This is a genomic window from Maridesulfovibrio ferrireducens (assembly GCF_900101105.1).
Taxonomy (GTDB): Bacteria; Desulfobacterota; Desulfovibrionia; order Desulfovibrionales; family Desulfovibrionaceae; genus Maridesulfovibrio; species Maridesulfovibrio ferrireducens.
Genome location: NZ_FNGA01000002.1, coordinates 1 through 21,873, shown reverse-complemented (window position 1 = coordinate 21,873; position 21,873 = coordinate 1). Strand labels below are relative to the sequence as shown.

General features: G+C 43.2%; 22 protein-coding genes and 1 tRNA gene. 20 read left to right on the top strand and 3 right to left on the bottom strand.

Going from position 1 to position 21,873, the window contains the following annotated elements; translation table 11 throughout:
* Nucleotides 1–130: 130 nt before the first annotated feature.
* From BLT41_RS04865 to BLT41_RS04855, 3 genes are all read left to right on the top strand, one after another.
* Complete coding sequence (locus tag BLT41_RS04865) at nt 131–1,828, top strand: arylsulfatase (protein WP_092158885.1); 1,698 nt, start codon at nt 131–133, stop codon at nt 1,826–1,828.
* 93 nt (nt 1,829–1,921) lie between these two features.
* Nucleotides 1,922–4,252 carry a HEAT repeat domain-containing protein gene (locus BLT41_RS04860; RefSeq protein WP_092158883.1) on the top strand — a complete coding sequence of 777 codons (2,331 nt, stop codon included), beginning with the start codon at nt 1,922–1,924 and terminating at the stop codon, nt 4,250–4,252.
* A gap of 388 nt (nt 4,253–4,640) precedes the next feature.
* The gene (locus BLT41_RS04855; RefSeq protein ID WP_092158881.1) at nt 4,641–5,129 is read left to right on the top strand and encodes a GNAT family N-acetyltransferase; all 489 of its coding nucleotides are present in this window, start codon (nt 4,641–4,643) and stop codon (nt 5,127–5,129) included.
* A 91-nt stretch (nt 5,130–5,220) separates the two neighbouring features.
* Here the strand turns inward: BLT41_RS04855 and BLT41_RS04850 are convergent.
* From BLT41_RS04850 to BLT41_RS04840, 3 genes are all read right to left on the bottom strand, one after another.
* Nucleotides 5,221–5,313: transfer RNA gene (locus BLT41_RS04850), tRNA-Ser, on the bottom strand.
* A gap of 105 nt (nt 5,314–5,418) precedes the next feature.
* Nucleotides 5,419–5,934, bottom strand: coding sequence for a nucleoside deaminase (locus tag BLT41_RS04845; RefSeq protein ID WP_092158879.1), 516 nt, complete (start codon nt 5,932–5,934; stop codon nt 5,419–5,421).
* Nucleotides 5,935–5,989: 55 nt separating this feature from the next.
* A complete protein-coding gene (locus BLT41_RS04840; protein ID WP_092158878.1) occupies nt 5,990–6,799 on the bottom strand; it encodes a phosphoribosylformylglycinamidine synthase subunit PurQ in 810 nt (269 codons plus the stop codon).
* 282 nt (nt 6,800–7,081) lie between these two features.
* On the opposite strand from BLT41_RS04840, the gene BLT41_RS04835 reads away from it, so the two are divergent.
* The 17 genes from BLT41_RS04835 to BLT41_RS04755 all read left to right on the top strand — a co-directional run bounded on the left by BLT41_RS04835 (nt 7,082) and on the right by BLT41_RS04755 (nt 21,449).
* Nucleotides 7,082–8,713 carry a CTP synthase gene (locus tag BLT41_RS04835; protein ID WP_092158877.1) on the top strand — a complete coding sequence of 544 codons (1,632 nt, stop codon included), beginning with the start codon at nt 7,082–7,084 and terminating at the stop codon, nt 8,711–8,713.
* A 25-nt stretch (nt 8,714–8,738) separates the two neighbouring features.
* Complete coding sequence (gene kdsA / locus BLT41_RS04830; RefSeq protein ID WP_092158875.1) at nt 8,739–9,551, top strand: 3-deoxy-8-phosphooctulonate synthase; 813 nt, start codon at nt 8,739–8,741, stop codon at nt 9,549–9,551.
* The gene (locus BLT41_RS04825; protein ID WP_092158873.1) at nt 9,541–10,062 is read left to right on the top strand and encodes a KdsC family phosphatase; all 522 of its coding nucleotides are present in this window, start codon (nt 9,541–9,543) and stop codon (nt 10,060–10,062) included. The genes kdsA and BLT41_RS04825 overlap by 11 nt, the downstream gene beginning before the upstream one ends.
* On the top strand, nt 10,063–10,653 hold the full coding sequence (lptC, locus tag BLT41_RS04820) for an LPS export ABC transporter periplasmic protein LptC (RefSeq protein WP_092158871.1): 591 nt from the start codon (nt 10,063–10,065) through the stop codon (nt 10,651–10,653).
* A 14-nt stretch (nt 10,654–10,667) separates the two neighbouring features.
* Complete coding sequence (locus tag BLT41_RS04815; RefSeq protein ID WP_244512196.1) at nt 10,668–12,317, top strand: LptA/OstA family protein; 1,650 nt, start codon at nt 10,668–10,670, stop codon at nt 12,315–12,317.
* Nucleotides 12,318–12,347: 30 nt separating this feature from the next.
* The gene (gene lptB / locus BLT41_RS04810; protein ID WP_092158869.1) at nt 12,348–13,070 is read left to right on the top strand and encodes an LPS export ABC transporter ATP-binding protein; all 723 of its coding nucleotides are present in this window, start codon (nt 12,348–12,350) and stop codon (nt 13,068–13,070) included.
* 362 nt (nt 13,071–13,432) lie between these two features.
* Nucleotides 13,433–14,848, top strand: a complete 1,416-nt coding sequence (gene rpoN, locus BLT41_RS04805) for an RNA polymerase factor sigma-54 (RefSeq protein ID WP_092158867.1) — start codon at nt 13,433–13,435, stop codon at nt 14,846–14,848.
* Nucleotides 14,849–14,895: 47 nt separating this feature from the next.
* Complete coding sequence (gene hpf / locus BLT41_RS04800; RefSeq protein ID WP_092158865.1) at nt 14,896–15,438, top strand: ribosome hibernation-promoting factor, HPF/YfiA family; 543 nt, start codon at nt 14,896–14,898, stop codon at nt 15,436–15,438.
* 3 nt (nt 15,439–15,441) lie between these two features.
* The gene (locus BLT41_RS04795; RefSeq protein ID WP_092158863.1) at nt 15,442–15,891 is read left to right on the top strand and encodes a PTS sugar transporter subunit IIA; all 450 of its coding nucleotides are present in this window, start codon (nt 15,442–15,444) and stop codon (nt 15,889–15,891) included.
* A 26-nt stretch (nt 15,892–15,917) separates the two neighbouring features.
* Complete coding sequence (gene rapZ / locus BLT41_RS04790; RefSeq protein WP_092158861.1) at nt 15,918–16,799, top strand: RNase adapter RapZ; 882 nt, start codon at nt 15,918–15,920, stop codon at nt 16,797–16,799.
* Nucleotides 16,800–16,837: 38 nt separating this feature from the next.
* Nucleotides 16,838–17,266, top strand: a complete 429-nt coding sequence (locus tag BLT41_RS04785) for a PTS sugar transporter subunit IIA (protein WP_092158859.1) — start codon at nt 16,838–16,840, stop codon at nt 17,264–17,266.
* A 3-nt stretch (nt 17,267–17,269) separates the two neighbouring features.
* On the top strand, nt 17,270–17,737 hold the full coding sequence (locus BLT41_RS04780; RefSeq protein ID WP_092158857.1) for a PTS sugar transporter subunit IIB: 468 nt from the start codon (nt 17,270–17,272) through the stop codon (nt 17,735–17,737).
* Between the two features lie 34 nt (nt 17,738–17,771).
* A complete protein-coding gene (locus BLT41_RS04775; RefSeq protein ID WP_092158855.1) occupies nt 17,772–18,449 on the top strand; it encodes a PTS sugar transporter subunit IIC in 678 nt (225 codons plus the stop codon).
* A gap of 74 nt (nt 18,450–18,523) precedes the next feature.
* Nucleotides 18,524–19,444 carry a manganese-dependent inorganic pyrophosphatase gene (locus tag BLT41_RS04770; protein ID WP_092158853.1) on the top strand — a complete coding sequence of 307 codons (921 nt, stop codon included), beginning with the start codon at nt 18,524–18,526 and terminating at the stop codon, nt 19,442–19,444.
* Between the two features lie 246 nt (nt 19,445–19,690).
* The gene (locus BLT41_RS04765; protein WP_092158851.1) at nt 19,691–19,918 is read left to right on the top strand and encodes a MoaD/ThiS family protein; all 228 of its coding nucleotides are present in this window, start codon (nt 19,691–19,693) and stop codon (nt 19,916–19,918) included.
* A 90-nt stretch (nt 19,919–20,008) separates the two neighbouring features.
* Nucleotides 20,009–20,365, top strand: a complete 357-nt coding sequence (panD, locus tag BLT41_RS04760; protein WP_092158849.1) for an aspartate 1-decarboxylase — start codon at nt 20,009–20,011, stop codon at nt 20,363–20,365.
* Nucleotides 20,366–20,435: 70 nt separating this feature from the next.
* Nucleotides 20,436–21,449, top strand: coding sequence for a PEGA domain-containing protein (locus BLT41_RS04755; protein WP_092158847.1), 1,014 nt, complete (start codon nt 20,436–20,438; stop codon nt 21,447–21,449).
* Nucleotides 21,450–21,873: the final 424 nt, after the last annotated feature.

The following is a 21,873-nucleotide window of genomic DNA, read 5'->3' as shown; positions in this document are numbered from 1 at the left end:
TTTTTGCAATGGGTCTGGACGCAATGGGTAATCTCTATTATAGAAGAGTCTGTTTTCTGTGATAAAGAGAATATGTATGCTTGTATTTATTGAGCAATAACTCCAATTGTATAACAACCGGGAGAGTGCAATGAAACGACGGTACATTATTTCATTATGCATCATGCTGATGTCGGTGCTTCTTGTTGGATGTGGTTCCTCGACTGACGAAAAGGAGAAAGAGGTCACTGAGACAAATGCGACTACAATCTCAGCCTTAGCTCCAGCTTCTGCTTCAGCCAATAAGGTGGAAAGCAGTTCAGAAGTTAAACCTACACCAGTTGCGCCTACTCAGGCTCCCACTGATAAGCCGAACATAGTGATTATCTGGGGTGATGACATCGGACAGTCCAACCTTAGTGCTTACACACGTGGCATGATGGGCTACCAAACTCCTAACATAGACCGTGTTGCCAACGAAGGCATGATCTTTACAGATTACTATGCGGAGCAAAGTTGTACAGCAGGTCGTTCCGCCTTCATCACAGGTCAGGCTACCTATCGGACCGGATTGTCCAAGGTTGGTGTTCCCGGTGCAGAACTTGGCATGGACAAGGCTGACCCGACCATTGCCGAGCTCTTGAAGAACCATGGTTATGCTACTGCACAATTCGGCAAGAATCATCTGGGCGATAAAGACAAGCATTTGCCCACAGCTCATGGATTTGATGAGTTTTATGGTAATCTTTACCATCTTAATGCAGAGGAAGAACCCGAGCATCGGGATTATCCAGATCCAAAAAGATTCCCTGATTTTAAGAAAAAATATGGTCCTCGCGGCGTACTTCATTCCTATGCCACTATAGAAGGGCAAGAGATTGAGGACACTGGACCTTTGACCAAGAAGCGCATGGAAACTATTGATGACGACGTCGCCAAAAGAGCTTCCGACTACATCCATGCACAGGCCAAGGCCGGTACCCCGTTTTTCGTATGGGTCAACTTTACTCATATGCACTTTAGAACTTATGTAACTGATAAAACCACGGGCCAAGCCGGTGAGTGGCAGTCCGTTTATCATGACGGTATGGTTCAGCATGACAAGAATGTTGGTACTGTCCTTGACGCTATTGACGAGACTGGCATCGCCGATAATACCATCGTGTTTTATTCCACAGATAACGGACCGCACAAGAATTCCTGGCCGGATGCAGGGACTTCGCCATTCCGTTCCGAAAAGAATACTAACTGGGAAGGTGCATTTCGAGTTCCCGCCATGGTTCGCTGGCCCGGTCATATCAAAGCTAACAGTGTGTCTAACGAAATTATGTCCCATCTCGATTGGATGCCCACTTTGTTGGCAGCAACCGGTGAATCTGATGTCAAAGAAAAGCTACTTAAAGGCCATGAAGCCGCAGGCAAGAACTTTAAGGTCCATCTGGACGGTTATAATTTCTTACCTTACCTAACAGGCCAGACAGAAAAAGCACCTCGTGAGCAGTTTTTCTACTTCTCAGACGATGGTGATTTGATGGCTCTGCGTTATGATAACTGGAAGTTGGTTTTTGCACAGCAGCATGCCCCCGGTACTATGCTCGTGTGGAGCGAACCTATGGTACAGACTAGGATTCCTTGGCTCTACAACTTACGCACTGACCCCTATGAGCAGGCAAGTGTCACTTCCAATACTTATTGGGATTGGTGGCTTGATCACGCCTTTTTACTTATCCCGGCTCAGCAGGGCGTGGGTGATTTTCTTAGAACTTTTAAAGAATATCCTCCCCGCATGAAGGCCGCCAGCTTCACAATAGATGAAGTGATGGAAAGTCTCACACCACCAACCAATTAGGTACGATAACCAGTAACTTGTGCGCCCATTCTATACGGAATGGGCGCATGTTTTTTCTTTCTGCTAATTGACTGACAGGGTACAAGGTTATTTATGACTCCATGTATTTATCGCAGACTCGTTTCAGCTTTATGGCTGACAGTATTGTTTTTTATTCCGCTTCTTGTAGTCAACCTAGCCCATGCCAGTACTTTTGCCGGTTCCGAAAGTTGCCGGGACTGTCACGAACGGTTTTATAAGCTGTGGGCGCCATCTCGACACGGCACAGCTATGCAGCCGTACACTCCAGAGTTTGCTGCGCAGAACTTGACGCCGCAGGCCGCGTCTCTCAATATTGAAGGGAAGTTTTACCAAGTATTCATCGGTAAAGATGCCGGATATGTCATTGAGAAGACTGACAAAGGTGAAATTAAATACAACATCGAACACATACTGGGCGGCAAGTATGTTTATTATTTCCTCACCCCAATGGAAAAAGGGCGGCTGCAAACATTGCCCCTAGCCTATGATGTAAATAAAAAAGAATGGTTTGATATGGCTGGAAGTGGTATCCGGCATGTTGGTGATACAGCTGTTTCATGGACTGATCCGGTCTATACATTCAATACCACTTGTCATGGGTGCCATGTCAGTCAGCTTCGTAATAATTTTGATCCCTTAACGAATAGTTACTCCACCACATGGAATGAACCGGGTATCAACTGTGAGACATGTCATGGTCCGTCGTCAGAGCATAATCGCGTCTGCCGTGAGGCTCCCAAAGGCACTGTTCCGGCTGATTTGAAACTCCTTGGCGGTAAGGGCAAGTTTACCGTGCAGCAGAATACTGATGCCTGTGCGCCTTGTCATGCCCAGATGATTCCTCTGACTGGCGCATTTATGCCCGGCGATAAATTTTACGATCACTTTGATCTTGTGACATTAGAAGATCCGGATTCTTATCCTGACGGACGCGATCTCGGTGAGAATTACACGCACACCACTTGGAGCCTCAGCCCTTGCGTAAAATCAGGTGAGCTGGGTTGTATCCACTGCCACACTTCCAGTGGAAGATTTCGCCAGAAGAGTGCTCCGAATACTGCCTGTTCCCCTTGCCATAAGGACAAAGTCAGTGAGCCAGAAAAGCATACCATGCACAAAGGTACTAACAAATCTCCGACTTGTATTTCCTGCCATATGCATAAGACGACTTTTGCCCGCATGGACCGTAGTGATCACTCCATGCTGCCACCTACTCCGGCAGCGACAATTGCTTTTGGTTCGCCCAATGCGTGTAATGGCTGTCACATGGATAAGGATGCCGTCTGGGCTGATAAGAAAGTGCGCGAATGGCGACAGAGAGACTATCAGGCCCCTGTTATGTACCGGAGCGGGCTGGTGGATTCCGCCCGTAAAGGGGATTGGTCGCGTCTTGGAGAAATTAACGATTACATCATGGCGCAAGACCATGATCCGATATTTACCACATCCCTTATCCGGCTTCTTCGTGGTTGCAATGTTTCGGAAAAAGAGAAGCCTCTTTTCACTGCTTTAAATGATGCTTCACCGTTAGTCCGTTCGGCTGCAGCTGAAGCCTTAGGGCCGCCTTCCTCTCCCGAGGCCGTACAGGCATTGGTAAAGGCAACTGGCGATCCGTACCGGTTGGTTCGCATACGCGCTGCCGCCGCTCTTTCCGGCTTACCCATGAATATTACCAAAGGGCAATTTAAGGATAATCTTGATCGGGCTACACAGGAATATATGGCATCCTTGACTGCACGACCAGATCTTTGGACTTCTCTCTATAATCTGGGGAACTATCATTTACATCGGCGTGAATTTGTTCAAGCAAGTGAGGCCTTTGACAAGGCTCACGGTCTTGCCCCTCGAGCTGTTCCACCGTTGGTTAATAACGCAATGGCTCTTGCCGGCAAAGGTGATACCAAAAGTGCTCGTGATCGACTGAGAGAAGCACTGCAACTTTCGCCTGATAATCCCGCGATACTTTTTAATCTAGGTCTTATTGAAGGGGAACTGGGCGACATAAAAGCTGCTGAGAAACACCTTCGAGCGAGCTTGAAGGTTGATCCCAAGCTTGCTCAGGCAGCCTATAATCTGTCTTTGCTCACAGGCAAACAAAAGCCGCTAGAGTCAATGGATTTCGCAGAGCGTGCATACGTACTGGAGGTTAATCCTCGATATGGATTTAATCTTGCTTTTGCTCAAAATCGGGCAGGCAAGAGAACTTCGGCAAAGGCAACGCTTCGAACGATCATTGAGAAATGGCCGGGTTATGCAGATGCCTATCTCTTCATCTTGGATTTGACAGACAATAAAGATGAAAAAATGAAAATTAGGTCCCGCATCTCGTCCGCTCTCAAATCGCGGAATTTTTCCGCACGTGATAGGGCGCTCCTGAAACAGGCTCTCGCTGGCAACGGATAGTTGCGTTCAATTGACTAATAAAAATGGATTTTATCCCAAAAGATAAGGGCTTAGGTTTTAACACCTAAGCCCTTATAAAACTGGCGGAGAGGGTGGGATTAGAATGCACTCTTTTTGTTTGTGAGCAACGGTTATTTAAGAAGTTTAACTTAGTGTTGAAAATAGACGTTTCCATTTGGTTTCCAGTATTAAGTTCAACGGGAGTATGTCTCATCAGGTGGTAAACGCGAGCTACAGACATTTTTATGAAAGGTGTATATGAAGATATGCATTTATTGGAAGGTTATTGCAATCTTGCTGCTTTTTAGAAAATGAAGAAGTATAACAAGGCGTTCTTTCGGACGAAAACTACGCTTCATTTTTCTTGTTTAATAAATGGATTGTCGAAATGGTTATTAAATTCGTAGAACTAATTCAATCAGACTTCGAAGATTATTCAACAATATCAGTTTTCGAACATCAGGCTCAGTTTGTATTCCCTATAGCGAAAGTTCTTTCCAGATTTTCTGGTAGAAACGCAGAAAAACATGTGTATATTGCCGGTGCTAAATGCGACGGTGAGGCGGCAGGCATAATTATTGTTACAAATTATTATGAAACCGCTGAATTAAAATCCAAAAAATTGAATGTGTGTTGGGTTGATACTTTGGCAACAGATAGGAAATATCAAAAACAGGGTATTGGAAGTAAATTGCTTGAGCATGCAATTTCTGCTTTATGTGGCAAGTTTGATTGCATGTGCTTGACCGTAAATGTCCGAAATGAAGCCGCTAAATCTATGTATATTAAATGTGGATTTGAAGATGTTGGTGAGTTGTATTTGGGCGGCCTAAGTGGACCTCAGAATATTTTAAGATATAATTTATCAGGTAGCTGACAAGGCTAATTCTGCGGACGCAGAGGTTTTAATATTGATTTTTCCCCAAAAGATAAGGGCTTAGGTTTTAACACCTAAGCCCTTATAAAACTGGCGGAGAGGGTGGGATTCGAACCCACGTAGGGTTTGACCCCTAACTCGATTTCGAGTCGAGCGCGTTACGGCCGGACTTCGCTACCTCTCCGCATATATATAGTGGCTGAAAAAGGACTTCCAGCCTTGGGGAAGTGGTAGTCATATCCATTCTTGATGTGAGACGCAAGGGAATTTCGTTAAAAAAATGGTGATTTTATTTTCTTTTTTGCAGGAAAAAACTTTGCAGCATAGTACGGCATTCGTCAGCGCGTACGCCGCCTAATACCCAGAATTTATGGTTGGTAAATGTCAGGTCTGTGCCTTCCATATTTGAGACAACGGCTCCGGCTTTGGGGTCCGGCGCTCCGAAAATAATCCCTGCCACGCGGGCATGAATTATTGCTCCGAGGCACATTATACATGGCTCGAGAGTTACGGCTAATATCGTCCCTTGAGGCAATCGGTAATTATTCAGATTGTTGCAGGCGGAACGTAAACATTTAATTTCTGCGTGGGCGGAGGGATCGTGGTCGCTGACCGGACTGTTACTTCCGGTTCCTAAAATTTCGCCGTCCTGTGAAAAAAGGGCCGCACCTATGGGAACTTCCCCTTTGTTGCGTGCTAGATATCCCTGCCGCATTGCGACATCCATCATGTCGCGCCAAGTCTGGCCTTGCGGAGGAGTGACGGGCGGTTTGCCGCGAATAATTATTTCATCAGGATTGTTCATAATAAAATTGGAGGAAGAATTTTAGTTCTCCCTCCATTTTTTAGAATATAATTTTTTAAACAGACTTAAGGTAATTCACGCCGCCTTCAAGCAGAGCAAGTCCTAGAGTGGGTACGTTGCCTCTTGTCCACGTCGGATGATTGGTGGGGTGGTTAAATGCTTCAGGATGCGGCATGAGGCCTAATATGCGTCCTGACGGGTCTGTTAGTCCTGCTATGCCTAGAGGCGATCCGTTAGGGTTGGCAGGGTATTCAAGAGTGACATCGTTAGTCTCTTCATCGATATATTGGAGCGCGATGAGATTATTTTCTACTAATTGTTCCAAAAGAGCATCATCGTTCGGAATTATTTTTCCTTCACCGTGACGAACTGGCAAATGTAGTGTTTTTATATTTTTTGTGAATATGCAGGGGGATTCCGGATTAGCTTTGAGATGTACCCAGCGAGCTTCGAACCGTGCGGAATCATTGTAACTAAGTGATACTTGGCGAGTGAAATAATCACCGCCGACAGCAGGAAGAAGCCCCAATTTTACTAAAAGTTGGAACCCGTTACAGATGCCGAGAATAATTCCGCCATCTTCAAAGAATTTTTTAATTTGATCTACAAGCGGGGTGCCGTCAGCAGTGTGTGCATGCTTCCAGCGAAGGGCTGCGGCCTGTGCAGCTCCGAGGTCGTCTCCATCAAGGAAACCACCGGGAAATATAAGATAATTATATCCTTCAAGGCTTGTTTTGCCTGCGGCAAGATCAGAAAAATATGTGATATCAACTTCGTCAGCTCCAGCTTTTTTTGCTGCATATGCTGATTCCTGTTCACAATTGGTTCCGTATCCGGTAATGACCAATACTTTAACGCGGGCCATATATTTTCTCCCTCCTAGGTTGACAATCGAAATATTCAGAGACTAGTTTGTCCGTGTTTTGAAGAGAGGAACATAATTGCGGCTCAGCTTTCCGTCAACAGCCTATATTCCTCAGGACGTACCGCTAACACAAAAAAATGATGTCGGATACGCCTGAATGCAGGATGTTTACTGGGTTGGTATCGTTTTGTGTTTTTTTTAATTACGACTTTATTCGTTGTGCATTTTGTTTTATGTAACAGCGAGATTTTAAATAAATAATCCATCATGGATGGGAGCATCATGAAAACCAAGTTTATATTCATTACCGGGGGCGTTTTGTCCTCGCTCGGCAAAGGTCTGGCTGCGGCCTCAATCGGCGCACTTCTTAAAGCCCGAGGGCTTACTGCGACAATCCAAAAGCTTGATCCTTATATCAATGTCGACCCCGGAACCATGAATCCCTTCCAGCATGGCGAAGTATATGTGACGGATGACGGCGCTGAAACAGATCTCGATCTCGGACATTACGAACGTTATCTTGATGTTTCGCTTAATCAGAACAATAATTTCACTTGTGGTCGTATTTATCATTCCGTTATCACCAAAGAACGACGCGGTGATTACCTTGGTGCTACTGTTCAGGTTATTCCTCATGTTACTGATGAGATTAAACAGGCTGTACTTGGTGTTGCTAAAGGTGAAGACGTTGCACTTATCGAAATAGGTGGAACTGTTGGTGATATCGAAAGCCTTCCTTTCCTTGAAGCTATTCGTCAGCTCCGCTCTGAACTTGGCAGTGAGAATGTTCTATATATTCATTTGACTCTTGTTCCTTATTTAAAAGCCGCAGGTGAAGTGAAAACCAAGCCTACACAGCACAGCGTAAAAGAACTTCGCAGCATTGGTATCCATCCAGATATCATTCTTTGCCGCAGTGAAGTTGAGCTAGAAGAAAGTATTAAACGTAAAATCGCTCTTTTCTGTGACGTTGATCGCGACGCTGTTTTTACATCCGTTGATGTCGAATCTATCTACGAAGTTCCATTGAAATTTTATCAGGAAGGACTTGATCAAAAGATAGCCATCCTTCTCAAGCTGCCTGCTAAGAATTGCGATTTACAGCCATGGAAAGATCTTAACTATAAGCTTAAGAATCCAAAAAGTGAGACAACTATTGGTATTGTCGGTAAGTATGTTGATCTTAAAGAGGCATACAAAAGCTTGCATGAAGCATTGATTCATGGCGGAGTTGCAAATGATGTTGCTGTAAAACTTCGTTATGTTAACTCTGAAGAAATTACTCCTAAGAATGTTAAAGCAAAGCTCAAGGGTCTTGACGGAATTTTGGTTCCCGGTGGGTTTGGTTCTCGTGGAGTTGAAGGTAAAATTACCGCAATTCAGTATGCTCGTGAAAACAAAATTCCTTTCTTTGGAATCTGTTTAGGTATGCAGTGTGCTGTTATTGAATATGCCAGAAATGTTCTTGGTCTTGCTAAAGCTAATTCTGAAGAATTTGACAAAGACGGTCCTGATTCGGTTATTTATCTTATTAAAGAATGGTATGACTATCGTACCAAGAAGACCGAATGCCGTTGTGAGGACAGTGATAAAGGCGGAACTATGCGTCTTGGAGCTTATCCTTGTAAGATAGTTGAAGGAACAAAAGCGATGGATGCGTATGGTAAACCTGAGATTCAGGAACGTCACCGTCATCGTTATGAGTTCAACAAAGAAGGTTACGCAGCTAATTTTGCAGAAGGCGGTCTTATTTTTAGTGGCCTTTCTCCTGACGAAACACTTGTTGAAATTGTTGAAATTCCAGAACATCCATGGTTTGTAGGTTGTCAGTTCCATCCGGAATTTAAATCTACTCCTATGAATGCTCATCCTCTGTTCAGAGATTTCATCAAAGCGGCTCGTGATAATAAATAAGTTGATTTTAGGGAGCTGAATTATTTTGACCCCTGATGAATTATATACAAAAAGTGTGCAGGGCCCGTTTATATTAGCGGGGCCCTGTGCCCTTGAAAGTTTTGAAGTAGCAATGACCGCGGCTAAAGTTCTGGCAGAAATAGCTTCACGTCTTGATGTGACGGTTATTTTTAAAAGTTCTTTTGACAAAGCTAACAGAACCTCTGTGGAATCTTTTAGAGGGCCGGGACTTGACGAAGGTGTAAAGTGGCTTGCCCGCATCAAAGAAGAAACAGGTTTGCCTATTGTTACCGATATCCATTCACCTGAGCAGGCCGAGCCTGTTGCCGCTGTCGTTGATGTTTTGCAGATTCCCGCATTTTTGTGCAGACAGACAGATCTTCTTGTCGCTGCAGGAAAAACGGGACGCATTGTCAATGTCAAAAAAGGGCAGTTTGTGGCTCCGCAGGATATGGCTCATGTGGTCGGAAAAATTCGTTCCACAGGAAATAATCGTATATGGCTGACAGAGCGCGGTTCAAGTTTCGGCTATCATAATCTTGTTGTTGATATGCGCTCGCTTTCAATTATGAAAGATCTCGGCTGTCCTGTTATTTTTGATGCCACGCATTCTGTTCAGCTCCCAAGCGGGCTTGGCGGAAAATCCGGTGGACAGCGGGAATTTGTTCCTGTTCTGTCTCGGTGTGCTGTTGCCGGAGGAGCTTCCGGGGTTTTCATGGAAGTTCATCCAGACCCTGATTTGGCTCTTTGTGACGGTCCAAACAGCTGGCCGCTCGATCAAACGGAAGATCTGATTAAAGATTTACTTGCCGGATGGAGTATTAAATATGCGTGTTGAGAAGTTGGCAGCAAAAATTAAGCTTCTTATTCTGGATGTTGACGGAGTCCTTACTGATGGAGGTCTTTATTATGACCATCAGGGAAATGTGACTAAGCGTTTTAATGTTCAGGATGGGCTCGGGATCAAATTTGCGCAGCAGGCTGGACTTCAACTTGCTGTTATAACCGGACTTAATCATGGTGCTGTGGAGAGTCGCATAACGGAACTCGGAATCACTGATTATTTTCCCGGTCAACGTGAAAAACTTCCTTTTTATGAAAAGCTGATAAAAGAAAAAGGACTCAAGCCAGAAGAAGTCGCCTACATTGGAGACGACTGGATTGATGCTCCTGTTATGCTGAAAGTCGGCTTGCCTATGGCCGTTTGTAATGCTCAACCTGAAGTTATCGGAATTTCTAAGTGGGTTTCAAGAAAGCCCGGTGGACACGGAGCGGTAAGAGAAGCTATTTCATTTCTGCTGGATAGTCAGGGACTCCTTGAAGATATTTGGCTCGAGTGGGCCGAATAAATGAAGCGGAGCAGCTTTGTTTTAATGCTTCTTACTGTGCTTTTTGCCGGATTTGTTACCGGTACTTTGCTTGGAAGTAAGTTTGCTCCTTATCCGCACATGGCGCGCGGTTTGGTCGACAGCCCTCCATTTGGAAGCGACAGTGATTCTGATGTGTCTGCCGAAGAAATTGAATTGATACAGGGGACGGGCGGCGATATTGAATGGATTCTTCGCGCCGGAAGTGCTGATTATGATCAGGAAAACGGAATGGTTAAGGTTGATAAACCTAAAGTTACTTATTATTTAGGCAGAGACCGAAAAGAAGTTTTTGTCCGGGCACTTTATGGTGAAGTCAGTCAGCAGGGTAAGGGTCTTAAATTATGGGATCATGTTGAAGGTCATTATGATGACATGAGGCTTCAATCGGATTCGCTGGACTTTAAGCCGAAAGATAATCTTATTTTTCTTGAAGGAAATGTCAAAGTTCAAAGTCCCTCTATTTATATTAGTTCTCAAAGGGTTAAAGTCGATTTGAAAACCAGAGAGATAATGATTGAAGATGGATTGGAAGCCCTGATAGCACCTGGCATGGTGGTAATGCCACAATAGAAGCGAGTATACATTTGAGTAGCATATTTGATAAAAAATTCTTGTTCCGCAGTTTCTCTCCTACTGCATCCTCTGCCTCTGCATATACTGCTTCGGCACTTATTTGTGCGGTTTTTATCCTTTCTTTTTTTGCAATAAGTTCTGTTGCGCATGCTTATGACAGAACAGAGCTCAAAATTTCTAAATCCATAGCTAATATTAGAGAAAAAGCGGATTTGAAATCTTCTGTTGTTTGGGTGTTATCTCCAGCGGAAAGTTTTCTTGTTGATAAAGGGGAAAAAGGATGGTTTGCAGTTTATCCGGCTTCTTCAGATTTATCCGGTTTGCCGATAGGCTATATTTCTAAAAAAATAGTAATTCCTGCTGCTCAGAACAGTCCTGTAGTGGATTGGGGCGATGTTCGATATGTGGGAAAAGAGCTTAACTATCATATTGAGCGGTCTTCAAAATCCGCTGTCGCCGGTAAATTAGCTGAAGGTGATAAAATCAAAGTCGGTTTTTTACGAGGTGGATGGTACGCAATTTTCAAGGCTGATAAGCCTGTTGCCTCAGAAGAAGATGCTTTGGGTTTTGTTAAAAAGGGTTTGGTTGATATTAAACTGGATGATGCCAGAATTAGATATGCGGTACGAAAAATCAGTGTAATTCAGAAGCCGGTAACGACCTCTAAGGCTGTCGGTGTGCTGAATCCCGGACATAGAGCTCAGGTGGGTAAAGAGAAGGGTGGAATGTATGCTCTTTATCGTATAGACACTCTTGTTAAAAAAGATACTCCGGTCTGGGGTTATGCTTGGGGCCCTTTCCTTGCCGCTTATCCAAAGAATCTGGAAAAGAAAAAAATGGCGGGAATCGATACCCGTAAAGCTGAGCTTGAAGCTGAAAAGAAAAAGAAGAAAGTAGAACTACAGAAACGTACAACAGCTCTTGCTTCTATGGATAAGGCGATGGACGAAGTCTTGAATGCTCCCATTGTGACTGAAACCATGTTTGCTTCGGCTGTACTTAATGTCCGCTCCGAGCCTAATGCGAAGTCTCTTATCGTCGACAAACTGGAAGTCGGGCAGGCTGTACTTGTCGGGCCGGAAGAAGGTAAATGGTTTCCTGTCTTTAAGGCTGGAGCAACAGCCGAAAGTGACAGTCTCCTTGTTGGATATGTTTATAAGGCGTATTTAAATGCTGAGCCTCCGGTCGAAGTAAAGAAAGATAGACCTGCTAAGAAAAGAATTCCCGGCGGACCGGATGAAGTGCCTATTAAAATCACTTCTAAAAAAATGACTTTCAGTGAAAACAAGAATCGAATCACTTTTTCCGGCAATGTAAAAGTCGTAAGGCTTGATGTTACACTGACATCGGATACGCTGACAGCTTTTTTAAAGGCCGGTGGCGATTCTCTTAAAGACACTCAAGATAAAATTAAAGAAATTGTGGCAAAGGGCAGGGTCAAGGTGAATATGAATAACCGTAAAGGATCATGTGAAAAACTGACCTTTGTTGTGGTTGATTCGATTATTTTGATGGAAGGTAATGCAAAGCTTCAAGACGGTCCGAATCTTGTTCAAGGTAATTTGATCAAGTTCTATCTGAAAGATAACCGTTCTGAAGTTGTCGGCGGGGATAAGCCTGTTGAAGCAATCTTCTTTACTCCTAAAAATGTTGCTCCATAGTTTTTTATTAACTAATTTTATAGGATTTATATGTCTTCGATAATCGCTAACAAGCTGGTTAAGAGCTACGGGCAGAAAGAAGTTGTCCGTGGCATAAGCTTAAATGTTAAGGAAGGTGAAGTTGTCGGTTTGCTTGGTCCTAACGGAGCAGGTAAAACCACCACTTTCTATATGCTTGTGGGAGTCGTTAAACCTACTTCCGGCGATGTTTATCTTAATAAAAACCAGATTACCAGTTGGCCTCTGCATGAAAGGGCCAGACATGGAATCAGTTATCTTCCGCAGGAAAGTTCTATATTTAAGAAACTTTCGGTTCGTAAAAATTTGGAAATAATTATCGAGCATACCGGTCTTTCCGGGAAAGATATTCCCATGAGAGCTAACGAACTTTTAGATCAGCTCGGAATTTTACGTCTGGCAGAACAGAAAGCGCTTTACCTTTCAGGCGGTGAACGTCGCAGGCTGGAAATAGCCAGAGCTCTTATTAATGATCCTAAGTTTATTCTGCTTGATGAGCCGTTTGCAGGGATTGATCCTATTGCCGTTATTGAAATTCAGGATATTATTTCTTCTTTGAAAGACATGGGACTCGGTATTCTTATTTCTGATCATAATGTACGTGAAACATTAAGTATATGTGATCGCGCCTACTTGGTATATGAAGGCCGCGTAATTCTAAACGGTGCGCCGGAAAGTATTGTAAAAAATACTAAGGCACGCAGGTTGTATCTTGGAGATAGTTTCAGTCTCTGATTTGTTGTTTTTTCATCTTTTTATTTACCTGTCTTTTTTTCTTTTTTCAGTACCAGTCCCTCTTTTTCATATCTTATTTTTATTATACAAACTCTCCTTTTTCAGTAAATTTACCATTGCCGATTTACAGTAAGGCTGAACATTGGTACACTTTTTTCATGTGAATAATTTTAGGTTAAAAGATCCTGAAATTACGGGCAAATCTGTACTAATTCTTGCATGAGCTTTCTTAGTGTGGCATACTTTAATCAAGTTCAAGGAAGATTAAAATATTTTTTTTGAAAATAGTTACAGGTTAATTTTATTCGATTAGAAAAATGTAAAAGATACTGCTTAAGCATATCATAGGGTGGCAGGAAAATATGGGACTGGAACTTAGACAACAATTAAAGCTTTCTCAGCAGCTGGTGATGACTCCTCAGTTGCAGCAGGCAATTAAGTTGTTGCAACTTTCCCGATTAGAACTGCTTGATACTGTTCAGCAGGAGTTACTTGAAAATCCTATACTTGAAGAAGCTGAAGCTTTGGAGCGTACAGACAGCCCTGACGCGGAATCCGGCACAGCGACTTTAGAAGATGCGGCTATTTCCCGCGAAGCTGATTGGGATAATTATCTGGGAGAATTTTCGAGTACTTCCAAGCAGGCCGGGACAAGAGAGTCAGAGTCTCTTGAAGAAGGAATGTCTTTCGAAGCGAGGATGACTAAGGCCACCACTTTAGAAGGCCATTTAGCATGGCAGATGTGTCTCTCGAATTTTACAGATAAGGAAGTCGCCATCGGTGAGTGCATAATAGGTAATCTTAGCAATGGTGGATTCTTACGGATTGAGTTGGATGAAATTTGTGAAACCTGTTATGCTGAATTCGAAGATGTTGAACGAGTGCTCTCTCGGATTCAGAGATTCGATCCAGTAGGGGTTGCAGCACGTACCCCTCAGGAATGTTTGCTTATTCAATTAGAGGTTTTACGCCTTGATGATGATCCGATTCTTGTTTCGCTGGTTCGGGATCATTTAGAGGATCTTGAGAAGAATCGTTATAAGCCTCTTGCGAGAAAGTTTAAGCTTAGTATGGAAGACCTCAAGAGCTATCTTGATCTGATGCAGACTCTTGATCCGCTTCCGGGGGCAAGTTTTTCGGGTGGGGATTCTTTCTATGTCAGTCCTGATGCTTATGTATATGAATATGACGGAGATTTTGTTATAGTCCTTAATGAGGACGGTCTCCCTAAGTTACAGATGAATTCATTTTATGTAGAGACTCTGGCTTCGACTAAGGGAGAAGATAAAGAATATTTCCAGGAGAAGATGCGCTCTGCACAGTGGCTTATGAAGAGCCTTTATCAGAGACAACGTACACTTTATAAAGTTCTGGACTCAATTGTAAGGTTTCAGAGAGGGTTCTTTCAAAGTGGAGTATCCAAGCTTAAACCGCTTATTCTTAAAGAGGTGGCTGAAGATATTGAAATGCATGAATCCACTGTAAGTCGAATTACGACAAGTAAGTATGTTTCGACGCCGCATGGGATTTATGAACTTAAATTTTTCTTTAATAGTGCTCTCGGACTTGATGATGGTTCGCAGGTCGGGTCCGAATCGGTTAAGGCGCTGATTAAGAAACTAATCAGCGAAGAAAATAGTAAAAAACCTCTGAGTGATGAAAAAATTGCCGAGATGCTCAAGGATGAACTTGAGGTCAACATCGCCAGAAGGACTGTAGCAAAATACAGGACTGCAATGGGAATTCGTTCCTCTTCTAAGAGGAAGCAGGTATTCTAGCAGTTCGGTAGAAAAGCATATTCACCCTTTACTCAAGGAGTATCCATATGAATGTTGCATTTACTTTTAAGAACTTTGACCCCTCCGACCACCTGAAGGAATATGCTAACACCAGATTTGCAAAGCTTGATAAGTTTATAACAAATCCGGACAATACTGAAATGCAGGTCATTTTATCAGTTGATAAGATTAGACATGTTGCTGAAGTCCTTTTCAGTTCCGATAATATTCATATCTCAGCATATGAAGCATCGGAAGATATGTATTCAACTGTTGATTTGGTTCTAGCTAAGCTTGAAGTTCAGCTCAGACGCATGCGCGATAAGATGAGAAGCCACAGGCGTAAGGACGTTGCTCCGGCTCGTATGGACGTAATCAGCTTCACAACCGAAGAAGAAGATAATTCTGAACCGACTATTGTTGAAACTGATCAGTTTGTACCAAAGCCTATGGCGGTTGACGAAGCCGCAATGCAGTTGCAGACTCTCGACAATGAGTTCCTTGTCTTTAGAAATGCTGATACTGAAGCTATAAATGTTATTTACCGTCGCAAGAATGGCGACTTTGGGTTGATTGATCCAGGATACTAACTGATGATAATAAATGATAATTTGGATAAGGATCTTGTGATTTATGAACTCGAAAGCTCTGATAAGAGCGGAGTTCTGAGAGAAATGGTGACAGCGCTTAAGGCCACAGGGCTTGAGCTAGATGTCGAGAGTGCTCTCCAAGTCCTTATGTCTCGTGAAAAATTAGGAACAACCGGTATAGGGGATGGCATTGCCATCCCCCACGGTAAATTGGATTGTCTTGAAAATATTGCAGTGGTTGTTGGTAGAAGTGGGGCAGGAGTTAATTTTGAAGCTCTTGACGCTAAGCCGTGCCAGATATTTTTTATGGTTCTGGCTCCTGAGCAGGGAGCTGGAAGCCACTTAAAAGTCCTTGCCCAAATATCCAGACAGCTTAAGGATAACAATTTTAGAGATGCGTTCATAAATGCGCAGAACCCACAAGACTTGTTGACTCTACTTAATATCACTTAATCGAGGGCATCACGGAGGTCTTTTAGGTGGAAAGTGCAGACTCGTTTCCGGTTATTGTTGTCAGCGGCCTTTCCGGAGCCGGAAAATCAACAGTTTTGAAGGTTTTTGAGGACTTACGTTTTTTTTGCGTTGACGGGCTTCCTGCAAGCATGCTGGCAAGGCTCGTTGAACTTTTTAAAGGTAAGGACGAAAATTATCGAGGCCTGGTTCTCGGGATGGACCTACGGCAACAGGACTTCGTTGATGATTGGCAGTCCACTTGTACAAAACTCGGATCGAGCGGAGTCTGCCCCAGTCTAATCTTTTTGGAAGCCAGACTCCCTGAATTGGTCAGACGTTATGCTACCACACGCAGGCCTCACCCTCTTGAATCCAAAAAATTAGGTCTTGAGCAGGCTTTGGAAGAAGAGAAAATTATTCTCGAACCTCTTCGTATGGCCGCAGATCTTGTAATTGATACTACGACTTACTCAATTCATGATCTCAGGCGCAGAATTCAGGAAAAGTGGTCGGAGTTGACTGAAGGAGCATCTGGACTCCGGGTTAATGTTATTTCTTTTGGTTTTAAACATGACGTTCCGACAGAAGCGGATATGGTCATGGATTTAAGATTTTTACCTAATCCCTATTTTGATGAAAAATTGCGTCTGTTCTCAGGAAGAGATAAAGCTATTTCGGATTATGTTTTAGGTTCGGAGCCCGGTTCGGTTTTTATTGAGAAATATTTGGATTTCCTTCAATATATTCTTCCTCTTTATGAGGAGGAAGGAAGATACCGATTAACAATAGCCGTCGGGTGTACCGGCGGTAGACACAGGTCTGTTGCCGTTGCAGAACGAATATTTGCTACTCTTAAGAATAGTGGGTATTCTGCCAATCTTGAACATAAGCATATAAATTTAAAGTAAGGCCGTATTTTTTGCGGTTACTCATATCGGGAATATAAATGGATACAGAAGCAAGCAAGGTCGGGATAGTGATTGTGACACATGGGCACTTCGGTCAGGCGCTTATTGATGCGGCTGAACTGATCGTTGGACCTCAGGACAATGTGTTGTCCCTTTGTGTGGATGGTACCAAAGGGATAGATGCTGCTGTTGAATCCTTAAAAAAAAATATTTCCGAAGTTAAAAGCGGAGCGGGTGTTTTAATCCTTACAGACATGTTTGGAGGAACTCCGACAAATTTGAGTCTTTCCCTTCTTCAGACAAATGATATTGAAGTTGTAACCGGAGTCAGCCTTCCTATGCTTTTAAAAGCTCTTCAGAAGCGTAATGACTCCCTACAGAATATGGCCGCAGAGGTCAGTAGAGCCGGTACGAAAGGTATTGTTATCGCTGGTGAAATGCTTCGAAAACGAACTTCAAAAGGTTAATTTATGTTTTGGGTGCGAATTGATAATAGATTGGTTCATGGCCAGATAATTGAAACTTGGCTGCCTTATACTCATGCCAAACGAATTATTGTTGTAGATGACGCTGTGGCGGGTGACGATTTACAGCAACAAATAATGTCTCTTGCAATTCCTCATTCCGTCAGTTGTTCTTTTTCTTCCATTGATGATTTACCTAATTCCGTGATGACCGTTGGATATGATTCAACTGGTGGGAATACCATAATTCTTTTTTCTTCCTGTGAAGATTTACGGCGGGCATTAGAAAAAGGGTTTAAATTTAACACGGTTAATATTGGTAATATACATTACGGCCCCGGTAAAAAACAAATATCACCCAGTGTCGCGCTCAGTTCTGATGATGAATCCTGTCTGCACTTTTTTAAAGGACAAGGGATTGAACTGGATTTCAGATGTGTTCCCAATGATCCTGTGCAGGTGAGGTTTTCATGAACTTGTTGCAAGGCTTAGCTTTACCTTTCCCCGCGTGGGCAGCGCTGATAGGTTTTTTTTTGCAGTTTTTTCTCTGTTCAGATTTTCAATAAATGCGGGATTACTTGAACGACCTTTGGTTGCCGGCGCTCTTTGGGGAGTGGTGACCGGGGATTATGTTACAAGTTTAAATATCGCTGTTTTTTTCGAGTTGTTCTGGCTGGATAATATCCCTGCCGGAACTTATATTCCCCCGCATATATTGGCTTCTACTTTTGCCGCTCTTGCTTTAACTACTTCGTTCGGGTTTACCGAAGCTCCTCAAGTTATGTTTATCCTTCTTGCCTGCCTTCCTTTAGCCAGATTAGGGGCATGGCTGGAAAATGCTCTCAGGCAGTGGCATAACCGTGGATATTACTCATTACTTAATTGGGCCAGAAGGGGAAAGTCCGGTGATGACCTGCCTCGAAGGCTTGTTGTTCAATCTATTTTAAGAACTTTGGCAACTTCTTGGCTTTTTTTCTGGACAAGTACCGTGATCCTTCATTACATACTTAGTATATTTTTTCACAAGTGGAGTGAAATTGTCACTTCTGTGGAAATGCAATGGTCTTTTTTATGGATTGCCGCCAGTCTCGGCGGGCTATTGGCTCTGAGACTGCGTAAAGCCTATGCCACCTTTGTCTTCGGTGTAGTTCTTTTCGGTTTTGTCCTTCTTGCCGGTCTTGTGTGACTTGGCAGGGGAAAAAGATTGTGATAGAAGACACAAGCTCAAATACGCACAATATTTTTAGGAGGAATTTAATTATGACTATTTATGCTGTCGGACACAAAAATCCTGATACTGATACTATCGCATCTGCAATCGCGGTCGCTGACCTTTGGTCTAAAGTTAAAGAACCAACTCAGGCAATCTCTCAGGGCGAACTTGCTCCTGAAACTAAGTTTGTACTTGAAAAGTTTGGTTGTGAAGCTCCTGCTATCATGACTGACGCTACTGACAAAAAAATCATCCTTGTTGACCATTCTGATCTTTCTCAGAGCATGGACAATCTTGGTAAGGGTGAAGTTGTTGCAGTTGTTGACCATCACAAACTTGGTGACGTTACTACTCCAAATCCACTCGAAATGTGGGTATGGCCTGTAGGTTGCACCGGTACTGTTATCAACGCAATGTACAAGTTCTACAATGTAGAAATGCCTAAAAACATCGCTGGTATCGTTCTCTGTGCTATCCTTAGTGATACCGTAATGTTCAAGTCCGTTACTACCACTGATGCTGATAAAGTTGCAGTTGAAGAACTTGCTAAGATCGCTGGTGTTTCTGATGTAATGGCTCTCGGAATGGAAATGTTCAATGTTAAATCTGCTGTTGCAGGTGCTTCCATGAACGACCTGATCTTCCGTGACTACAAAGATTTTAATATGTCCGGTAACAAAATCGGTGTTGGCCAGCTTGAAGTTGTTGACCTCACAGTTTTCGACGACATCAAAGCTGACCTTTATGCTGAACTTGAAAAAGTTAAAGCAGACGGCCGTCACAGCTGTTTCTTGCTTTTGACCGACATCATGAAAGAAGGTTCCGAAATGCTTATCGTTTCTGATGATCCTTCTGTTGTTGAAAAAGCATTCGGTGTTGCTCCTAAAGGAACATCCGTATACCTTGAAGGCGTAATGAGCCGTAAAAAACAGGTTGTACCTAACTTCGAAAAAGCATTCTCTGCTTAAGTTTAGTACAAGTTTTTAAAGCTTGATTCTGCCCGGCAAGGTTTTCCTTGCCGGGCTTTTTTGTTGGTAAAAGGTTTGATCAGATATAAAGACTGGTTGCTTGTTGCAATCGTATCATTTTTATTTAAGAATATATTTTAGTGTTTTTACGTATGCAGGTGAGTCTAGTCTTGATCGGTTTTTGGGATGAAGATCAAGATGTGTCATTTTTTATATTTCTAGAAACGTTCAAGTATAAGGTTTAGTATGAATATTACGCTTCTTTGTTATGCAACCTTTGCTGAAAAAAGTCCTGAGTGTGCGGATAAGTTTCCCATCCTTTCGGGCGAAACCGTCAGTGATGTTCTCCAGAGAGTGGGCATTCCTTTAGCTGAAGTTAAAATAGTGTTTATAAATGGAATTTCATCTGGTCTGGATGTTCAGCTCGCAGAAGGAGATAGGCTCGGGGTGTTTCCTGCTGTTGGAGGAGGTTGAGCTGGTTTTAATGGATTGCGAATCCTTAAATAGCATGCTACTCGCTTATCCGCTTCGTTATTAATTTTAATTCTCCACGAGGAGTACGCTATGGGCAGTCGCTGTCTTTTAAAATCAAAAATTCATAGAGCTACAATTACAGATGCGAATGTAGACTATGAAGGTTCCATTTCTATTGATGTTAATTTGTTGGAAAAATCAGGAATTCTTCCGTATGAAAGAGTTGACGTTTTAAATGTCGACAACGGAGAAAGGCTTACAACTTATGCGATAGAAGGTGGGGAAGGTGAGTTTTGTCTAAATGGCGCTGCTGCACATAAGGGGCAGGCCGGACAGAGAATTATTATCTGTACTTATACTTGGCTTGATGATGATGAGCTTGGGCTGCATAAGCCGAATGTTCTTCTCCTAGGAGACGGAAATCGAATCAAACTTGTTCAGAAGTAAATTTAAGGCGTGGATATCCACGCCTTTTTTCGTTATAAAGCATAATCACAAATTGCAATACGGGGGATTAATGAATATTTCTAAAAATCTGGTGGCATTAATTTTAGTGGCCGGTATTACATCCGGTTGTGCTCCGCAGATAAAAATGCAGTCAGTACCCGTTTCATCAAATCCTATGGGGGCAAGTGTTTTTGTCGATGGCAAGGAAACTTGTCAGGCCCCGTGCAAAGTTGATCTTGCTCGTAATGCTGACCATATTTTAACTATTAAAAAAGATCAGTTCCGTCAGCAGGATGTTATCATTAAAAGAATATATCAGCAGGAAAAAGTGATGATGAACGCTGTATCGTCAGGGATGCGTTCTTCTTCAATGATGGTAGGCGATAAAACTGCATGGGGAATTAGTAGTGGGGTTAATTCGATTGATAGTCAGGAACAGACAGGTGATGCCTATATCCTTTCACCTTCTGCTGTGGCTGTAACTCTTGTACCCATGACTCCTCAGGCCCGCTTGGATATGACAGGTTCTTTGTCGCCTGACATTCAAAGTCTTACTGATACTGACCGTGCGCAAATCAGTTATGTACTTGAAAATTTGAAATCAGGTTCACAGTTCAGCTGGACAAACGATCAGACAGGTATTCAATACTTGATCGTTGTTCATGAAGCCTTGTCCGGTTATGCTGCTCCAACCAGAGCTTTTTCACTCAAGATGACCTCAATGGGGCATAGATCTGTGTATGATGCGAAGGCTAGCAGGTCTGATAGTGGTAAATGGGAAATTTTAGGTAACGGTGCGTCTACCTCTATGGTAACTTCATCCCCTTCAAGTGTACAAACAGCTCAACCTGCGAAGATGAATTCTGATACGTTCATTAAAGATGCAGCTAAAGCCGCGGCAATTGGTGCCGCTCCCAGAATAAAGGGTGGGGTGACAGGGAAGAGCGGCTCTTCCAGTGAGTCGTTTAGTGGATCTACATATACTAAGAAGACTACTCAGACAAAGGTTAAAGCCAGTGTGAGCGTTAATCCTGTTCAAGCTATCGACGCGCTTGGCAATCTGCTCGATAGTCCTAAGAAGTAACTTCGAGTTCTATCTATATATATAGGGGGCGTCAGTGGCGGTCCCTATATGTATGCTTCTGGGTGATATATCAACAATAATTCAAAAACCTGTTGACGTGGGGACGCGATTCTCATAGAACCTCTTTCTCGGGTCGGCAACGGCTGAACGCCACAGCATCTCCCGGGATTTTTTTTGACTGACCGGTCACAAAGCGGTTGACATGAGGATGGTGAATGTGTAGTTTTCGATTCCGCGCTGCCAAGGGGTAACGCAACTGAGGTAACACTCGGAGATCATTGAAAAAAAAGTTATTTAGTTGTTGACTGGACGGGCCTGCTTGAGTAGGTTCAGCCTGCTTCCCGAAAGGCCGATTTGATCGGCATGAGCGCGAGTCGTTCACGGGGAGGCGGCAACAAAAACTTTTATAAAGTGGTTGACAGTC

Excerpts from the sequence above, each read along its gene's own strand:
- hpf (WP_092158865.1), top strand. The coding sequence starts at position 14,896 with ATGAATGTTGCATTTACTTTTAAGAACTTTGACCCCTCCGACCACCTG.
- BLT41_RS04845 (WP_092158879.1), bottom strand. The coding sequence starts at position 5,934 with ATGAACAATCCTGATGAAATAATTATTCGCGGCAAACCGCCCGTCACT.
- rpoN (WP_092158867.1), top strand. The coding sequence starts at position 13,433 with ATGGGACTGGAACTTAGACAACAATTAAAGCTTTCTCAGCAGCTGGTG.
- BLT41_RS04795 (WP_092158863.1), top strand. The coding sequence starts at position 15,442 with ATGATAATAAATGATAATTTGGATAAGGATCTTGTGATTTATGAACTC.
- BLT41_RS04780 (WP_092158857.1), top strand. The coding sequence starts at position 17,270 with ATGTTTTGGGTGCGAATTGATAATAGATTGGTTCATGGCCAGATAATT.
- lptC (WP_092158871.1), top strand. The coding sequence starts at position 10,063 with ATGAAGCGGAGCAGCTTTGTTTTAATGCTTCTTACTGTGCTTTTTGCC.
- BLT41_RS04840 (WP_092158878.1), bottom strand. The coding sequence starts at position 6,799 with ATGGCCCGCGTTAAAGTATTGGTCATTACCGGATACGGAACCAATTGT.
- lptB (WP_092158869.1), top strand. The coding sequence starts at position 12,348 with ATGTCTTCGATAATCGCTAACAAGCTGGTTAAGAGCTACGGGCAGAAA.
- BLT41_RS04825 (WP_092158873.1), top strand. The coding sequence starts at position 9,541 with ATGCGTGTTGAGAAGTTGGCAGCAAAAATTAAGCTTCTTATTCTGGAT.
- BLT41_RS04835 (WP_092158877.1), top strand. The coding sequence starts at position 7,082 with ATGAAAACCAAGTTTATATTCATTACCGGGGGCGTTTTGTCCTCGCTC.
- BLT41_RS04855 (WP_092158881.1), top strand. The coding sequence starts at position 4,641 with ATGGTTATTAAATTCGTAGAACTAATTCAATCAGACTTCGAAGATTAT.
- BLT41_RS04755 (WP_092158847.1), top strand. The coding sequence starts at position 20,436 with ATGAATATTTCTAAAAATCTGGTGGCATTAATTTTAGTGGCCGGTATT.
- BLT41_RS04765 (WP_092158851.1), top strand. The coding sequence starts at position 19,691 with ATGAATATTACGCTTCTTTGTTATGCAACCTTTGCTGAAAAAAGTCCT.
- BLT41_RS04785 (WP_092158859.1), top strand. The coding sequence starts at position 16,838 with ATGGATACAGAAGCAAGCAAGGTCGGGATAGTGATTGTGACACATGGG.
- BLT41_RS04865 (WP_092158885.1), top strand. The coding sequence starts at position 131 with ATGAAACGACGGTACATTATTTCATTATGCATCATGCTGATGTCGGTG.
- panD (WP_092158849.1), top strand. The coding sequence starts at position 20,009 with ATGGGCAGTCGCTGTCTTTTAAAATCAAAAATTCATAGAGCTACAATT.
- BLT41_RS04770 (WP_092158853.1), top strand. The coding sequence starts at position 18,524 with ATGACTATTTATGCTGTCGGACACAAAAATCCTGATACTGATACTATC.
- BLT41_RS04860 (WP_092158883.1), top strand. The coding sequence starts at position 1,922 with ATGACTCCATGTATTTATCGCAGACTCGTTTCAGCTTTATGGCTGACA.